Source organism: Terrabacter sp. BE26 (assembly GCF_041941675.1).
Lineage (GTDB): Bacteria > Actinomycetota > Actinomycetes > Actinomycetales > Dermatophilaceae > Terrabacter.
Genome location: NZ_CP090122.1, coordinates 1491320 through 1508094 on the forward strand (window position 1 = coordinate 1491320; position 16775 = coordinate 1508094).

General features: G+C 72.8%; 14 protein-coding genes. 6 read left to right on the top strand and 8 right to left on the bottom strand.

Features of this window, described 5'->3' with window-relative positions; translation table 11 throughout:
- The first annotated feature begins 162 nt into the window (after positions 1–162).
- Genes LQK93_RS07030 through galK form a run of 4 tightly spaced genes read left to right on the top strand, consistent with a single transcriptional unit; the run spans position 163 to position 3414 of the window.
- The gene (locus LQK93_RS07030) at positions 163–321 is read left to right on the top strand and encodes a hypothetical protein (RefSeq protein WP_374970828.1); all 159 of its coding nucleotides are present in this window, start codon (positions 163–165) and stop codon (positions 319–321) included.
- Between the two features lie 2 nt (positions 322–323).
- The gene (locus tag LQK93_RS07035; RefSeq protein ID WP_374970829.1) at positions 324–1100 is read left to right on the top strand and encodes a DeoR/GlpR family DNA-binding transcription regulator; all 777 of its coding nucleotides are present in this window, start codon (positions 324–326) and stop codon (positions 1098–1100) included.
- Positions 1100–2233, top strand: a complete 1134-nt coding sequence (gene galT / locus LQK93_RS07040; protein WP_374970830.1) for a galactose-1-phosphate uridylyltransferase — start codon at positions 1100–1102, stop codon at positions 2231–2233. Before LQK93_RS07035 ends, galT begins: the two co-directional genes overlap by 1 nt.
- Complete coding sequence (gene galK, locus LQK93_RS07045; protein WP_374970831.1) at positions 2230–3414, top strand: galactokinase; 1185 nt, start codon at positions 2230–2232, stop codon at positions 3412–3414. The genes galT and galK overlap by 4 nt, the downstream gene beginning before the upstream one ends.
- Positions 3415–3499: 85 nt before the next feature.
- On the opposite strand, the gene LQK93_RS07050 is transcribed toward galK, so the two are convergent.
- Together LQK93_RS07050 and LQK93_RS07055 are read right to left on the bottom strand one after the other, a co-directional pair.
- Positions 3500–4120, bottom strand: a complete 621-nt coding sequence (locus LQK93_RS07050) for a superoxide dismutase (protein WP_142180848.1) — start codon at positions 4118–4120, stop codon at positions 3500–3502.
- 56 nt (positions 4121–4176) lie between these two features.
- Entirely contained in the window at positions 4177–7620 is a 3444-nt protein-coding gene (locus LQK93_RS07055; RefSeq protein WP_374970832.1) for an SNF2-related protein, read from the bottom strand.
- Positions 7621–7688: 68 nt separating this feature from the next.
- Here LQK93_RS07055 and LQK93_RS07060 point away from each other — a divergent pair, with 68 nt between their 5' ends.
- Positions 7689–8147, top strand: coding sequence for an acyl-CoA thioesterase (locus LQK93_RS07060; RefSeq protein WP_374970833.1), 459 nt, complete (start codon positions 7689–7691; stop codon positions 8145–8147).
- A gap of 99 nt (positions 8148–8246) precedes the next feature.
- On the opposite strand, the gene LQK93_RS07065 is transcribed toward LQK93_RS07060, so the two are convergent.
- The 3 genes from LQK93_RS07065 to LQK93_RS07075 are packed head-to-tail and all read right to left on the bottom strand — an operon-like array spanning position 8247 to position 12375.
- On the bottom strand, positions 8247–9095 hold the full coding sequence (locus LQK93_RS07065; protein WP_374970834.1) for an SDR family NAD(P)-dependent oxidoreductase: 849 nt from the start codon (positions 9093–9095) through the stop codon (positions 8247–8249).
- Between the two features lie 10 nt (positions 9096–9105).
- Positions 9106–10077, bottom strand: a complete 972-nt coding sequence (locus LQK93_RS07070; RefSeq protein WP_374970835.1) for an NADPH:quinone oxidoreductase family protein — start codon at positions 10075–10077, stop codon at positions 9106–9108.
- Positions 10078–10086: 9 nt separating this feature from the next.
- Complete coding sequence (locus tag LQK93_RS07075) at positions 10087–12375, bottom strand: glycoside hydrolase family 3 N-terminal domain-containing protein (RefSeq protein WP_374970836.1); 2289 nt, start codon at positions 12373–12375, stop codon at positions 10087–10089.
- A 51-nt stretch (positions 12376–12426) separates the two neighbouring features.
- On the opposite strand from LQK93_RS07075, the gene LQK93_RS07080 reads away from it, so the two are divergent.
- Positions 12427–13740 (top strand): DUF4921 family protein, encoded by a 1314-nt coding sequence (locus LQK93_RS07080; protein WP_374970837.1) that lies wholly within the window; start codon positions 12427–12429, stop codon positions 13738–13740.
- A gap of 45 nt (positions 13741–13785) precedes the next feature.
- On the opposite strand, the gene LQK93_RS07085 is transcribed toward LQK93_RS07080, so the two are convergent.
- The 3 genes from LQK93_RS07085 to LQK93_RS07095 all read right to left on the bottom strand — a co-directional run bounded on the left by LQK93_RS07085 (position 13786) and on the right by LQK93_RS07095 (position 16716).
- Positions 13786–14079, bottom strand: coding sequence for a DUF3072 domain-containing protein (locus tag LQK93_RS07085; RefSeq protein ID WP_374970838.1), 294 nt, complete (start codon positions 14077–14079; stop codon positions 13786–13788).
- Positions 14080–14439: 360 nt separating this feature from the next.
- Positions 14440–15243 carry a hypothetical protein gene (locus tag LQK93_RS07090; protein ID WP_374970839.1) on the bottom strand — a complete coding sequence of 268 codons (804 nt, stop codon included), beginning with the start codon at positions 15241–15243 and terminating at the stop codon, positions 14440–14442.
- A gap of 15 nt (positions 15244–15258) precedes the next feature.
- A complete protein-coding gene (locus LQK93_RS07095) occupies positions 15259–16716 on the bottom strand; it encodes a flavin-containing monooxygenase (protein ID WP_374970840.1) in 1458 nt (485 codons plus the stop codon).
- Positions 16717–16775 lie beyond the last annotated feature (59 nt).

Here is a 16775-nt window from a genome sequence, read left to right on the forward strand (position 1 = left end):
GGTGGCTGGGACGGTCGACCGGAAGCCGCCGTGATTGTCCTACGCGGTGCCCACGCTGCACCACTGTGCAGCACAATATCCATCAGGATGCGTCACGTCCGAACAGAAGTCGATGTTTGTGAATGTTGACATCCACGGCGCCGAGCCCACAGTCTGTGGCCCATGCGTTCTCGGCCCACCAGCACCCTGGCCTTCTTCACGCTCGGGTGGGAAGAAGCGCTCGCCGTCGCCGCCAGTGGGTACGACCTCGTCGCGGACGCCACCGTCGACGGCACCGTCCGCCTCGCCAGGGGTGGCGTGGCCGTGACTCGGGAGGACTGAGGATGCTCGCCAGCCAGCGGCGCTCCGTCATCCTCGAGCTGGTGCAGGTGTCCGGGGCCGTCAAGGTCTCCGAGCTCGTCGAGCGCCTCGGCGTGTCGGACATGACGATCCGCCGGGACATCGAGCGCCTCTCCGGCGACGGCCTGCTCGAGCGGGTGCACGGCGGCGCGCTGGCGCTCGACGGCACGCGCAGCAGTGACGAGCCGGGCTTCTCGGCGAAGTCGAGGCTGCAGCTCGCGCAGAAGCAGGCGATCGCCCGCGCGGCGGCCCGGCACGTCGAGGCCGGCAGCTCCATCGGCATCTCGGCAGGCACGACCACCTACGAGCTGGCCCGGGCCGTCAGGGACGTGCCCGACCTGACGGTGGTCACGAACTCCATCCCGGTCGCTCAGCTGCTGCACGAGTCGGCGGCGCCCGGCCAGACGGTCGTGCTGACCGGTGGGGTGCGCACGCCTTCCGACGCGCTCGTGGGGCCCGTGGCCGTGGCGGCGCTGCGCTCGCTCCACGTCGACATCCTGTTCCTCGGCGCCCATGGCGTCGAGGGCCGCACCGGCCTGACCACCCCCAACCTCGTCGAGGCCGAGACCAACCGTGCCCTCGTCGAGTCGGCCCGCCGCGTCTGCCTGCTCGCCGACTCGTCGAAGTGGGGCACCGTGGGGCTCAGCACGTTCGCAGACCTCGCGGACGTGGACCTGTTCGTCACCGACACCGCCTTCCCGGAGCGCGCCCGCGAGGCCGTGCGGGAGATGGTCGGCTCACTCGAGATCGCGGAGGCCTGATGACCACCCCCACCCCCGCCCGCACCGCGGCGCGCTTCACGACGAGGCACCTGTCCGACGGGCGCGAGATCATCTACGTCGACGAGCCGGGCACCCCGGAGCGCACGGCGGAGGACCCGCGACCCCCCGAGCCGCGGGTGCCGTCCGGCGAGCTGCGCCACGACGCGCTCGTCGACGACTGGGTGGCCATCGCCGCCCACCGGCAGCACCGCACCTTCATGCCGCCCAAGGACGAGTGCCCGCTCTGCCCGGCCGGGCGCGGCTCGGTCCCCTCGGAGATCCCCGAGCGCGACTACCAGGTCGTCGTCTTCGAGAACCGCTTCCCCTCGTATGCCGTCACCTCCGTGGGCGCCGACGTGCCCGACCCCGCCGGCATCTTCGGCATGCGCCCGGCCGTGGGCCGCTGCGAGGTCGTGTGCTTCACGAGCGAGCACGAGTCGTCGTTCAAGGACCTGCCCGTCGAGCGGGTCCGCACCGTCATCGACACGTGGGCCCAGCGCACCGAGGCCCTCGGCGCGATCCCCGAGGTCGAGCAGGTCTTCGCCTTCGAGAACCGCGGCAAGGAGATCGGCGTGACGCTGCCGCACCCGCACGGCCAGATCTACGCCTACCCCTACCTGCCGGACCGCACGAAGTCGCTGCTCGAGGCGGCTCGCCGCCACCACGAACGCACGGGCCGGCTGCTGGGAGCCGACATCCTCGCCGCCGAGCAGGCCGACGGCTCGAGGGTGGTCGTCTCGGGGACGCACTGGACGGCATACGTCCCCTTCGCGGCCCGCTGGCCGCTCGAGGTGCACGTGGCCCCGCACCGCGACGTGCCCGACCTCGTCGCCCTCGACGACGACGAGCGCGACGAGCTCGCCGTCGTCTACCGCGACCTGCTCGGGCGGCTCGACCGCTACTACGTCGCCGAGGACGGCTCCCCGGTCTCGCTGCCCTACATCGCCGCCTGGCAGCAGGCGCCGGCCAAGACGGGGCGCGACGTGTCGCGGCTGCACCTGCAGCTGATGTCGGTGCTGCGCGGTCCCGGCCGCCTGAAGTTCCTCGCGGGCTCCGAGTCGGGCGTCGGCGGCTGGATCAACGACGTCGCGCCGGAGCGGGCCGCCGCACGGCTGCGGGAGGTGGCGCCGTGAGCGCGCGCACCTCGGAGGAGGTCGTGCAGAGCGTGCGCGCCGGCTTCGCGGAGCGCTACGGCCACGAGCCGGAGGGCGTCTGGTCGGCGCCGGGCCGCGTCAACCTCATCGGCGAGCACACCGACTACAACGGCGGACTCTGCCTGCCGATCGCCCTGCCCCACCGCACGTATGCCGCCGCGTCGCGTCGCGACGACGGCCTCCTGCGGATGGCTTCCGCGCAGCAGGACGGCGTCGTCGAGGTGGCGCTCGACGACGTGTCGCCGGAGCGGCCGGGCGGCTGGGGGGCCTACGTCGCCGGCGTGCTCTGGGCGCTGCGTGAGGAGGGCCACGACGTGCCGGGCCTCGACGTGTTCGTCGACTCGACCGTGCCGGTCGGCGCCGGGCTGTCGAGCTCCGCGGCCCTCGAGTGCTCGGTCGGGGCAGCGGTCAGCGACCTCGCCGGCCTGGGCCTGATCGAGGATGCCGAGTCGCGAGCGCGCCTGGCCCAGGTGTGCATCCGCGCCGAGAACGAGATCGCCGGCGCTCCCACCGGCGGGATGGACCAGTCGGCGGCGCTCCTGTCCGACGAGGCCACCGCGCTGCTGCTCGACTGCCGCAGCTGGCAGACCGAGCAGGTGCCCTTCGACCTCGCGTCGGCCGGCTACGCCCTGCTCGTCACCGACACGCACGCCCACCACGAGCTCGTCGACGGGCAGTACGGCTCGCGCCGTCAGTCGTGTGAGGAGGCCGCCGGCATCCTCGGCGTGGACCTGCTCCGCGAGGTGCCGGCGTCCGAGCTCGACGCGGCCCTGGAGAAGCTGCCCACCGACGAGCTCCGGCGGCGCGTCAAGCACATCGTCACCGAGATCGACCGCGTCGAGCAGGCCGTCGCCGCCCTGCGCAGCGGCGACCTCGAGGAGGTGGGGCGCCTCTTCGACGCCTCGCACGTCTCGATGCGCGACGACTACGAGATCTCCTGCGAGGAGCTCGACGTCGCCACCGAGACGGCCCGGCAGCACGGTGCCCTCGGTGCCCGGATGACCGGTGGCGGCTTCGGCGGCTCGTGCATCGCGATCGTGCGCACCGACTCCGTCGACGAGGTGTCGCGCGCCATCGCTGCGGCGTTCGCCGAGCACGGCTTCACCGCGCCGTCGTCGTTCGCGGTGACCGCGGGCGGCTCAGCCCACCGGGAGCCCTGACACCAGGGCCCTGACCGGCCGAGGCAGGGCTGGGCACGACGAAGGCGGCCACCCTGCGGGGTGACCGCCTTCGTGCCGTGCCTGCTCAGGCGGGAAGGATGAGGCCCTTCGTGGCCTTGGCGCGCTCGAGGCGCTGCGCGACGTCCTGCCAGTTGACGACGTTCCACCAGGCCTTGACGTAGTCGGCCTTGACGTTCTCGTACTGCAGGTAGAAGGCGTGCTCCCACATGTCGAGCTGCAGCAGCGGGATCTGGCCGACGGGGATGTTGCCCTGCTGGTCGAACAGCTGCATGATGTGCGGTCGCTCGGCGATGGTGTCCCATGCCCAGATGGACCAGCCGGAGCCCTGGATCGCGTTGGCGTTGGCGTTGAAGTGCGCCTGGAACTTCTCGAAGCCGCCGAAGTACTCGTCGATCGCGGCCTTGACCTCGCCCTCGGGCTGGCCACCGCCGTCGGGGCTCATGTTCTTCCAGAAGACGGAGTGGTTGGTGTGACCACCGAGGTGGAAGGCGAGGTTCTTCTCGACACCGTTGAGCGCAGCGTAGTCACCGGACTCACGCAGCTCCTCCAGCTTGGCGACGGCGGCGTTGGCACCGTCGACGTAGGCCTTGTGGTGCTTGCTGTGGTGCAGCTCCATGATGCGCGCGCTGATGTGCGGCTCGAGAGCGGCGTAGTCGTAGTCGAGCTCGGGAAGCGTGTAAGCCACGTGTCGTTCCTTTCTGGAGACCAATAGGCCCTTGCCACTCTATGCCGCTGCCGCGATCACGTGCCGAGGAGGTCGCGGACGTCGTCGGCGGTGATGGCCCCCGACAGCGCGCCGCCCTCGTCGACCACCCGCTGGAACAGGTCGCGCTTGCGCTCCTGCAGCGCCACGACCTTCTCCTCGATGGTGCCGGCCGACACGAGGCGGTAGACGGTGACCGGGCGGTTCTGCCCGATGCGGTGGGCTCGGTCGATGGCCTGCGCCTCCGCGGCGGGGTTCCACCACGGGTCGAGGACGTAGACGTAGTCGGCCTCGGTGAGCGTCAGCCCGAAGCCGCCGGCCTTGAGGCTGATGAGGAACGCGACGGCGTCGCCCTCCCGGAAGCCGCGCACCACCGACTGCCGGTCGGTCGTCGACCCGTCGAGGTATGCCGTCTCGAGCCCTGCGCGCGTCAGTGCGGCCTCGACGATGCGCAGGAAGCCGGTGAACTGGCTGAAGACGAGGGCCCGGTGGCCCTCTGCGGCCAGCTCGCGCAGCTGGTCGACGAGGAAGTCGATCTTGGCGGCCGTGGCCTTGCCGCCGTGGGCCTCGTCGACGAGGACCGGGTCGAGGGCGAGCTGGCGCAGCCGGGTCAGGGCGGCGAGGATCGCGACTCGGTTGGCCTCGGGGTCGTCGAGCAGGCCGAGCACCCGCTGCCTCTCACGCTGGAGGTGCTGGTCGTAGATGTGCCGGTGGACCGGGTGCGGGTCGAGCGCCATGACCTGGATCTGCTTGGGCGGCAGGTCGATCGCCACCTGCTCCTTGGTGCGCCGCAGCATCAGCGGCCGGATGCGGCGGCGCAGCAGGTCGAGCAGCTCGGGCCGCTCACCGGACTCGATCGGCTTGCGGTAGCTCTTGGTGAACGCGTCGGGGCGCGGGTAGAGCCCCGGAGCCGTGAGGGAGAGCAGCGACCAGAGGTCCATCAGGGAGTTCTCGAGCGGCGTGCCGGTGACCGCGATGGTGAAGGGCGCCCCGAGCCGGCGCACCGCCACGTGCGTCTTGGCCTGCCGGTTCTTGACGAACTGCGCCTCGTCGAGCACGACACCGCCCCACCGGACGGAGTGGAACGCGGCGTCGTCGAGGCGCAGCACGGCATACGAGGTGATGACGACCTGGGCACCGGAGACGGTGTCGGTGAGCGGCACGCCGCGTTTGCGCTCGGTCGCGGTGACGGCCACGGCGGCAAGGTGCGGCGCGAATGTCTCGAGCTCGCCCAGCCAGGTGCCGACCACGCTGGTCGGGGCGACGACGAGGACTGGGCCGCGCGACCCGGGCGCACCCGCTCCGAGCTCGCCACGGTCGTGGGCACGCACCAGCGCAGCGATGACCTGCAGCGTCTTGCCCAGCCCCATGTCGTCGGCGAGGATGCCGCCGAGCTGGGCGTCCCACAGCCGTGCGAGCCAGCGGTAGCCGTCGAGCTGGTAGGGACGCAGGGTGGCGCGCAGGTCGGGTGGCGGCTCGGCCAGCGGGCCCTCCTGCAGCGAGCCGAGCGCCTCGACGTTGGCGGCCCAGCGGGCGCTCTGCTCGTCGACGACGCCGAGGGCCACGAGCTCGTCCCAGAGGTCGGCGTGGTGGGCGCTGAGCCGCAGGGCGCCGGTGTCGGGGTCGGCGATCTCGCGGGCCTCCTCGATGAGGTCGCGCAGCCGCGTCAGCTCGGGTCGGTCGAGGCGGAAGAACGCGCCCGAGTCGAGCAGCATGATGTCATCGCCTCGCGCGAGGGCGGCGAAGAGCGGCTCGAACGGCACCTCCTCGCCCTCGACCTCGACCGAGACGTGCAGGTCGAACCAGTCACTTCCGCGGTCGTCGGGCTCCTCCGCGTCGGAGCCTCGGCGGGCACTCTCGGTCGCGCCGAGCCGGACCACCGGCGCAGAGGTCACCTCCTCGTAGGACGGCAGGTCGTCGTCGACCTCGACCGTGACGTGCTCGTCGGCCTCGAGCAGCGGGAGGACGTCGGCGACGAACCGGGCCGCGTCGAGGCCGGTGAGGACGACCCGAGGGACGAGGTAGGGGTGACCGCCGATGTCGCTGCGCAGCGCACCCGGGACGGATCGCAGGGACGTGGCGGCCCGGACGGCGGCGGACTCGGCGTCACGGTCACGGCCTCCCACCGTGCCGAAGCGTGCCGTCGTGAAGGGCCGGGGCACCCCGTCGTAGGCGTGGCCGAGGTCGATGCGCAGCTCCCCCGGCACGTCGCTGACGACGCGCACGTGGACCGTCACCACCTCGGTGCGGGCGTCGTCGGGCAGCTCGGGTGCTGGCAGTGGCACCTCCGAGCGCACCCGGAGCCGCTGGCGCAGACCGGGGACCACCGAGCGCAGGAAGCGGCCTCGCTCGTCGGCGGGGACCCGCAGCCCGGCGAGCGCCGACGCGAGGGCGTCGGGTCCGAGGTCGAGGTCCTGCTCGAGCGGGACGAAGGTCAGGGAGCCGTCGTCGCCCTCGACGGCGATGGCGTGGACGGGGTCGCCGAGGTGGAGCCGCTCGGCGGTCGCGTCGTCGGCGACCTCGTCGGGCAGCCCCTCGATCTCGACGTCGAGGTCGAGGTCGCCGCTGCCGTCGCCGGCGCGCTTGACGAGCAGCACCAGGGAGGCGTCGGCGGCGGCGACGCGGACCGGCCCGGTCACCCCCTCGCCGGGAAGGATCTCGATGCCGGCCGCGCGCGCCTCGCGCAGCAGCGGCCAGATCTCGCCGCTCGCGTCCAGGGCCAGCGGCGGGGTCGCGGAGAAGTACGTGGTGCTGCCCGAGCCCTGCCGGGCGACGTCGTGCAGGCGGCCCATGATCCGCTCGTGCTCGGGCAGGAAGCGGATGCCGGGCCGCCACTGCGGCAGGGCGTCGTGCCAGGAGAGCGTGCGGTGCCACGTGCCGGCGCGGGTCCAGCGCGTGGGCCGCAGGCCGTAGCTGAGCTCGGGCAGCCCACGACGACCGCGCTGGTCGCGGTAGACGGTGTCGACGAACAGCCCGGCGGGCATGAGGTCGCCCCGCGGCTCCGGTCGCTGGGCGACCGCAGGCTCGACGGGCCGTGGCCGGACGTGACCGAAGACGTCGGACCAGAGCGGAGGGACGACCGCGGTGGCCCGTTCGTCGGGCGCCTGCGCGGCGGGCGTCGCACCGTCACCGGCGGCAGGGGGCTCCACGACGCGGCCCTGGGCGACGTCCCGCGCCGTCACCATGAGGGCCACCACGTGCTTGCAGTCGGCGGCAACGGGACAGCTGCACCGCCCGCTCCACAGGTGCGAGCGGCCCTTGGGGTGCGGGCGCGCCTCGATGATCGTCTGGTAGGTCTCGGTGCCGCTGCCCTGGATCGTGCCGAGCAGCATCATCCCGTCGGGACGGGTGGCGAGGGAACGCACCCGACGCTCGGCGGCATACGCGATCCCGCGCTCGAAGGTGCGGCTGCCGACCTGCTGGGCGATGTCGGGGTCGGTGACGTCGCCCACCCACGTCGCTCTCCCCACGCTCCACGCCACCCGAGCACTCTACGTTCGCGCACCGACACGGCCGGGCCTCGCGTCCACAGGCCCGGCAGGATGGGGCCATGTCCGACCCGCGCGCGCTCACCCTCACCGACTTCCCGGTCCACCGCCCGGTGACGACCCGGTGGTCCGACAACGACATGTACGGCCACCTCAACAACGCCGTCTACTACGAGCTGTTCGACTCGGCGATCAACGGGTGGCAGGCCGAGCACCTGACCATCGACCCGATGACCGACCCGACGCAGGGCGTCGTGGCGGAGTCGTCGTGCGCGTTCTATGCCGAGGTGGCGTTCCCGACGCCGCTCGTCGTCGGCATCCGGGTGGTTCGGCTCGGGACGAGCAGCGTCACCTACCAGCTCGGGCTCTTCGTCGACCCCGACCGCAGCCCCGGGGCGGACGCGGCCATCAAGGCCCTCGGCCACTGGGTGCACGTCGAGATCGACGCGAGGAGCCGCCGGTCCACGCCCATCCCGGCACACCTGCGCGCCCTCATGGAGACTGCGGTGACGGGTCCTTGAGGTAGGTCTGGCGGTGGTCCCGCAGCTCGGCGTCGTCGCGTCCACCCTCCGTGTCTCGACGTTTCGTGTCGAACCCGCGCGGGGCCGACGCGAGCAGCCCTAGGGCGAGCTGAGCGGAGTCTGGGCGGCGCGCCGTGCCGCCCGGCGCATCGCCGCGGTGTAGACCGGGCGGGCGAAGCGCTTGGCCCGCCAGGCGAGGTGCCCGTCGCGGTCGGTCAGGATGAGCTCGCGGCGGGCGTCGATGCCGCGCACGACGACGGCGGCCACCTCCTCGGCGGAGCGCTTGGAGTCGCTGACCATCTTCTTGCCGGCCGCCTCCATCTCGGTGTCGGCGCCCTGGAAGGAGGCCCCGAGGTTGGTGCGGAAGAACGACGGGCACACGACCGAGACGTCGATGTGGTGCGGCGCCAGCTCGTGCGACAGCGTCTCGCTGAGCGCGACGACGCCGGCCTTGACGGTGTTGTAGGCGGCCATGCCCGGGGCGTGGACGAGCCCGGCGAGCGAGGCGGTGTTGACGATGTGGCCGCTGCGCTGCTCCTTGAGCAGCGGCGTGAAGGTGCGGCAGCCGCGCACGACGCCGAGCAGGTTGATGTCGATGATCCAGCGCCACTCGTCGAGGGTCGCGACGTCGATGCGGCCGCCCGCGGCGACGCCGGCGTTGTTGACGAGCAGGTCGAGCCCGTCCCACGTCTCGCGGACGTGGGCGAGCGCCGCTGCCCACGCGTCGTCGCTGCGGACGTCGAGAGGCAGGTATGCCGCCGCCTCGGGAAGCACGTCGGGCCGGTCCACGTGCACGTCGGTCGCGAGCACGTCGTCGCCTCTGGCGACGAGGGCGCGCACGAGCGCGAGGCCGAGACCGGAGGCGCCACCCGTGACGAGGACGCGTCGGGGGGAGGTGGGGGCGGAGGCGCGGGAGGACGTGCGGGCGTGGCGCAGGCGTGACGGCATACGACCCAACCTACTGGCGGACGGTGAGTGTGACCTTGCCGTGGGCACGGCGCTCGTCGATCTCGGTGAGCGCCGCCGCGACGTCCTCGAGGGGGTGGCGGCTGCCGATCGGCGGGGCGAGCTGGCCGGTGGTGAGCAGCGGGAGGATCGCGTCCCACTGGGTGCGCAGGTAGGACGGGTCGGGCGTCCAGAAGGCGCCCCAGCCGACCCCGACCACGCTGAGGTTGTTGAGGAGCAGCCGGTTGACCTTGACCTCGGGGATCTGCCCGGCGGTGAAGCCGATGACGAGCAGGCGTCCCTCGGGTGCCAGGGAACGGAGGCTGTCGGTGAAGCGGTCACCGCCGACGGGGTCGACGACGACGTCGACGCCGCGGCCTTGCGTGAGCTCCTTGACGCCCTCGAGGAAGCCGTCGGCGAGCAGGACGTGGTGGGCTCCGGCGGCCCGGGCGGTCTCGATCTTGTCCTCGGACGAGACGACGGCGATGACGCGGGCGTCCATGGCGCGCGCCATCTGGATGGCGGCGGTGCCGATGCCGCCGGCCGCCCCGTGCACGAGGACGTCCTCGCCCCGTTCGAGCTGCCCGCGTCGGGTGAGGGCGAAGTGCACAGTGAGGTAGTTCATCGGCAGGGCGGCGCCGACCTCGAACGGCACGTTGTCGGGCAGGGGGAAGACCATGGCCTCGGGCACGGCGACGGTCTCGGCGAAGGCGCCGAGGACGGGGAAGGCGGCGACGCGGTCACCTCGGCTGAACGCGGTGCCCTCGCCCGCCTCCCGCACGACGCCGGCGCACTCCGCGCCCGGCACGAACGGCAGGTTCGGGCGCATCTGGTAGCGCCCGCGCGTCATCAGCACGTCGGGGAAGCTGACCCCCGCCTCGTGCACGTCGACGAGGACGTGGCCCGGCTCGAGGGTGGGCTCTGGCACCTCCTCGACGGTGACGGCGGCCGGGCCGTCCAGGCTGCGGATGCGCGCTGCTCTCATGCTGCGACCCTAGTTGGCGGCAGGCGCGGGAGTGATGGTGAAGCGGGCACGCAGGAGGTCGGAGTCGCGTGAGCTCGGTCCCACGGCGAGCTCGAACTCGCCGGGGTCGACGACGCGGCGACCCGCGGCGTCGACGATCGAGCAGGCGGAGGCGGGGATCTCGATCCGTGTCGTGACGGACTCCCCCGCTGGCACGGTGACGCGCCGGAATGCCTTGAGCTCCTTGGTCGCCCACGTGACGCTCGTGATGACGTCGGTCACGTACGCCTGCACGACCTCGTATGCCGGCCGCCGACCCGTGTTGGCCAGCGTGACCTCCGCGCGCAGGACGTCTTCGGGCCCCAGCTGCAGGGCCTCCAGGGTGAGGGCGGACCACTCGACGGTCGTGTACGACAGGCCCTCGCCGAAGACGAACTGCGGCTCCTGCGTGAGGTCGGCGTAGCGGTGGCCGTGCTGGCCGCGGACCTGGTTGTAGTAGCTCGGCTGCTGGCCGACGTGGCGCGGCACCGAGACCGGCAGGCGTCCCGCGGGCTCGATCTGGCCGAGGACGAGCTCGGCGACGGCCCGGCCGCCGCGCATGCCTGGGCTGAAGGCCTCGATGACGGCTGCGGCGCGCAGCGCGCTCTGCGGCAGGACGTTCGGCTTGGCGTGGAGCAGCACGACGACGACGGGGATGTCGGTGTCGGCGAGCGCGTCGACGACAGCGTCGAGGAGGGCCACCTGTCCGCCCTGGAGCTCGAGAGTGGCGGTCGAGCGGCCCTCTCCCGTCAGGGCGACCGTGTCACCGAGGACCACGACGGCGAGGTCGGCGGCCCGGGCGGTGGCGACGGCCTCGGTGAGCTGGTCGCGGTCGACCGGCGCCGGGGCGAAGACGGGCGGCCGCGGCTGGCCGTCGGGGAAGAGCGGGCCATCCGGGTCCGGCACGAGCGTCTCGATCTCGGCGCCGCGGGCGTGGGTGACCGTCCAGCTCGACGGCACGACGGCGCGGAAGCCGTCCAGGACGGTCTCGACCGTCTCGCGGGGGTGCCCGTCGGGCATCCAGTCGACCTGGCCCGACGCACCGGCCCAGTCGCCGAGGTTCGCCTGGGGGTCGTCGGCGTTGGGGCCGAGGACGGCCACGGTGCGGGGGGCGTCGCGAACGGCATACGGCAGGGAGCCGTCGTTGGTCAGGAGCACGAGCGAGCGGCGGGCGACCTCGAGGTTGAGGGCGGCGTGCTCGGCGGAGCCGATGACGAGGCGCTGGCGCTCGAGGTCCGGCGGGCGGGGGTTCTCGAAGAGGCCGAGCTCGAGCTTGAGCCGGAGCACGCGGCGGGCGGCCTCGTCGATCTGGCCCTCGTCGAGCAGGCCGCGGGCGACGGCCTCCTGCGCGGCCTCGAAGAAGGCGGGGGTCGTCATGACGAGGTCGTTGCCGGCACGGACGGCGACGGTCGCGGCCTCGACGTCGTCGGCGCAGACCTTCTGCTCCCAGACCATTCGGCCGACGTTGTCCCAGTCGGTGACCAGCGTTCCGGTGAAGCCCCACTCGCCCTTGAGCACCTCGTCGAGCAGCCAGCCGTTGGCGGTCACCGGCACGCCGTCGATGGCCTGGTAGCCGAGCATGAAGGTGCGGCAACCCTGCTGCACCGCGCGTTCGAACGGCGGCAGGAACCACGACGTCAGCTTGCGGCGGCTGAGGTCGGCCTCGCTCGCGTCACGGCCGCCCTGGGTCTCGGAGTAGCCGGCGAAGTGCTTGGCGCAGGCAAGGATCGCCGTCGGGTCGGCGAGCCCGTCGCCCTGGTAGCCGCGGACCATCGCCGCGCCGAGCTCGCCGATGAGGTGCGGGTCCTCGCCGAAGGTCTCGCCGACGCGACCCCACCTGAGGTCACGCGTGATGCAGAGCACCGGCGAGAACGTCCAGTGCACGCCAGTCGCGGAGACCTCGACGGCGGTGGCGCGGGCGGCCCGCTCGACGAGCTCCGGGTCCCACGAGCCCGCCATGGCCAGCTGCGTCGGGAAGATCGTCGCGCCCGGCCAGAAGGAGTGGCCGTGGATGCAGTCGTCGGCGGTCAGCAGCGGGATGCCGAGACGCGTCTGCCCCGCCAGGGCCATGGCCTCGTGCATGCGCTCGGGCGAGGTGTGCAGGATCGAGCCGGCCAGCTTGCCGTGGACGATGTCGGTGAGGTCGCCGCGCGCGTCGAGCTGCAGCATCTGCCCGACCTTCTCCGGCAGCGTCATCCGTCCGATCAGGTCCTCGAGGCGCTCCTCGACGGAGCGGGACGCGTCGCGGTACGGGAGGGCTGCGGTGGCGTGGTCGGGCACGTCCCGACGCTAGTCGACGCGCCGGGCCGACCCGAGACCTAGGCTGAAAGCGTGATCGAGCCCCTGGTGCGACTTCCCGACGGAACCGTCAAGCAGGTCAACCCGATCAGCGGCACGAAGGTGTGGACGCTTCCGGGCCGCGCGGCCCGTCCCCTCGCGGTGGCGCGGTCCAGCCCCCGCCCGCTCGATCCCGCCGACCGCGATCGCCACTGCGCCTTCTGCTGGGGCCGGATGCTCGAGACGCCGCCCGAGATCGCACGCGTCGTGCGGGAGTGCGCGACGGACGGCTCGGCCAGCGGCTCGGCGGACGACTTGGCGGAGGGCCCGCGGTGGCGGGAGCTGCGCGGGCTGCTGGCCGAGCAGCTGGGCGACACGACGCCGGAGTTCCGGCTCTTCCCCAACCTCTTCGAGATCCTCACCTACGACTACTGGCACCTGGTGCACGGCTTCGACCCCACGCCGGAGTCACGGGCGCACCGGGCGGCCTACCTCTCGACGCCGCTCGGCTGGGACCACGTGACCGCGCTGGCGCGCATCCGGATGCGTGCCCGCGGCGCGGAGGGGGCTGACACGGAGCCGTTCGACGAGCGCGACCTCGAGCGCGAGTCGGTCGCGCTCTTCGCCGGCAACCACCAGGTCGTCGCCGCGCGACGGCACTTCGTCGACGGCGCGACGGACGACTCGCAGAACGCCGGGTCCGGGACGCTGACGCCCGAGGAGCACTGCGAGTACACGCGGTTCACGATCGAGGCTGTCCGCGACCTCTACCGCGGCAACCCGCACGCCCGCTACGTCGCGGCGTTCCAGAACTGGCTACGGCCGGCAGGCGCGTCGTTCGACCACCTGCACAAGCAGCTCGTCGCGATCGACGAGCTCGGCACGGACCTCGAGCGCGAGGCCGCCCGGCTGGAGCAGGAGCCCGAGCTCTTCACCCGCTGGGGCGCGGACTTCGCCTCGGCCAGAGGGCTCGTCGTCGCGCGCACGCCGACCGCCGTGGCGTTCGCAGGGGTCGGGCACCAGTACCCGGCCCTCGCCGTGCACACCTCGAACACGACGGCGCGCCCGTGGGAGCTCTCCGAGGACGAGGTGCGCGACTTCTCCGACCTGCTGCATGCCTGCCACGCGGCCACCGGCCCCGAGGTGCCGACCAACGAGGAGTGGCACCACGGCCCGCCGTCGCTGGGCCTGCCGATCCCGTTGCGGGCCCTGGTGAAGTGGCGCGTCTCGACCCCCGCCGGTTTCGAGGGCAACACGAGGATCTACGTCAACACCATCGACCCCTGGACGGTTCGCGACCGCACGGTCACCCGGTTACGCGCGCTGGCCGCCGAGGGTCGGGTCTCCGGGCGCCTCGAGGTCACCTGACCCCGGGCGGCCCGGCGACCTCGGCGTGGGACTTCGGGCCCGGGCTCAGACCTCGCTGCCGTGGCCCTCGGTGCGACCCTCGCTGACGCCTCGGCCGGTCTCGGCCTGGAGCCGGTCGATGTGCTCGGAGGCCTGCGCCTTGGTCAGGTCGGCCGGCAGCGTCTCACCCGCCTCGCGCGCCAGCGTCTCGAGGTAGCTGCGCTGCGCGCCGGTCATCGCCTCGCCACCGGTCACCCAGTCCTCGGGGTCCTTGATGGTGGAGTCGCCGGCAGTGCCGCCGATGACGTCTTCGCTGCTGCCGGTGCCCTGGTTGTTCGAAGGTGTGTTCGAGTCGCTCATGGCTGGCTCGTACCCACTGGACGAGAGAAGCGCACGCCTGGCACCGCGCCCGGCGGTCGGCTTGGCAGGATGGGCCCATGGGTCGGCGAGGCCGACGTGCTGCCGGAACTTCTCGGTGGACCGCAACCGTGGCCGTCCCGGCGAGCTGGACCGCCTGATCCGGCAGCGCAGCTCGTTCGTGGCGCACTCGTCCCGGCACCTGGTGCAGGCCCGTCGAGCCGGACGCGGTGACGGCCGTGACGCAGCGCGGCGCCACGGCAGCAGCTGACGCCCCCGCCTCGCCCTGCGCATTGGGTCGTGACGTGACTCAGGGCCCCGAGGGCCCGACCCTCTCCGGCCGTGGCTGGGTCACGTGAAGACTCAATGCACAGGGAGCGACGGGGCCCTGGGCACTCCGGATTCCGAGCCGGAGCGAGCGAGCGCTGCCTTGAGGGCGACGGTCGCCGATTCGATGTCCCTCGCCTGCCAGACGGGACCTCCCAGCAGCGCCCACGCAGCGCCGTCCGGTCGGATGACGGCCAGGAACGTCGCCGTCGACGGCGGCCCACCCGTCGCCGGCGCCCAACGGTCGACGCTCGTGCCGCGCAGCACGGTCGTGCTGCCGGCGCTGCTCTCAGTGGTGTTCGCGCAGGCGGCGGCCCCCGCGGCGAGGGCGGGGCCGATGGTCAGCCGTCCACCCGGGCGCGGCGTCATGACGGTGTAGGTCATAGTCCGGGGCACACGGTAGGGGTCTCGTGGCGCACCGGAGCGGCGCCCGTCGGGGCCCGGGACGGCCGAGCTCACCCACCGCTGCGCACCGGAGGCGTGGAGCAGGGCGTCGACGGACAGGCCCGTCCACGGAATCGCCTGGGAGCAGTACGGCTGCGGAGGCAGGTCACCGGCACAGGAGTCAGCATCGGGTCCGCGCATGACGGTGACAGTCTCGTCCGGCAGGGCATCGGGGTCCGGCCTCCAGCGGCCCTCGACCTTCACAGGACCGGACCACGGGCCGCGGACCGTCGTCGTGGAGCACTTCAGTGGGTCGACGGGCGTCATCTGCGGCGCAGCCGGGAGCCGCCGCACCGCCGCCGCGGTGTCGACGGCGGACGCTGAGGAGGATCGGCCCGCCGGCGGCGCGGCCGCCGTGCAGCCAGCGGCGGCCAGCACGCCCACCAGACCCAGCACCGCGCAACGCATGGCTCAGCGCGCGAACGCCATGGCCTCGGTGACGTCACCGCGGAGCATGTCGCGCCGGTCGAGCAGGTAGTTCTGCCGCATCAGCCACGGCGCGCCGTCACCCTGCTGCGGCAGCTCGGCGGCGGCCCGCTGGACGTAGCCGGAGGCGAGCGGCAGCAGCGGCCGGCCCTCCATCCCGCCGGGCGCCCGGGGCGTCGCCACCCGCCAGCCGTGCTGCTCCATGTGGTTCAGCAGCCGGCAGACGTAGCGGCTGGCAAGGTCGGCGCGCAGCGTCCACGACGCGTTGACGTAGCCCACGCACACGGCGAGGTTGGGCACATCGGCGAACATCAGCCCCCGGTAGACGGTGAGGTCACCGGTCGCGCGCTCCTGCCCGTCCACGCGCAGGGCGATGCCGCCGGCGAGCTTGATCCGCAGACCCGTCGCGGTGACGACGACGTCGGCGCCCAGCTCACGCCCCGAGCCCAGCCGTATGCCGTGTGCCACGAACGTCTCGATCGTGTCGGTGACGACGTGGGCCCGCCCACCGCGTACGGCGGCGAAGAGGTCGCCGTCGGGCACGACGCACAGGCGCTGGTCCCACGGGTCGTAGGTCGGCGTGAAGTGGTCGGCGACGAGGTCGGTCGACCCGAGCGACCTCGCGGCGCCCTTGGCGAGCAGCGACCGCATGACGGCCGGCCGGCGGCGGCTCAGCTCGTAGACGCCCATGGTGCCGAGGACGTTCTTGTAGCGGGCGGCCGTCCCGGCGATCCGCCCCGGCAGCACCCTCTGGAGGACATCGCGCGCCCGGTCCTGGCGCGGCAACGACGCGATCCAGGTCGGGGTGCGCTGGAGCATCGTCACGTCGGCGCCGCGGTCGGCGAGCGCCGGCACGAGCGTGACGGCCGTGGCGCCCGAGCCGATGACGACGACCTTGCGCCCGCTCACGTCGAGGTCGTCCGGCCAGAACTGCGGGTGGACGACCCGGCCCCCGAACTCACCGATCCCAGGGAGCTGCGGGTCATGCGGCCGGTCGTAGTCGTAGTAGCCGCTGCACAGGTAGAGGAACGAGCACGTCAGCTGCGCTCGCCTTCCCGCGCCGGCTCCCCCACGCTCGACCGTCACCGTCCAGCGCGCATCCTCGCTCGACCAGTCGGCAGCAACCACCTTGTGGACGAGCCGGATCCGCTCGGTGAGGCCGTGCTTGTCGGCGGTTGCCCTGAGGTAGTCGAGGATCTTGGGCCCGTCGGCGATGGCGTCGGGGTCGGTCCACGGCTCGAAGGGGAAGCCGAGCGTCATCATGTCGGAGTCGGAGCGCACCCCGGGGTAGCGGAAGAGGTCCCACGTGCCGCCCAGGGAGTCCCGGGCCTCGAGGATCGCCCAGGTGCGGGACGGGCTCGTCGTCGACAGACGGTAGCCGGCACCGACGCCGGACAGGCCGGCTCCGACGACGAGGACGTCCAGGTGCTCGAGATCGCTCACCTCGTCATTCTCACCCACTGTGACCCGCGCCGCGCGGACGGCTACCGGGTGGTAACCGG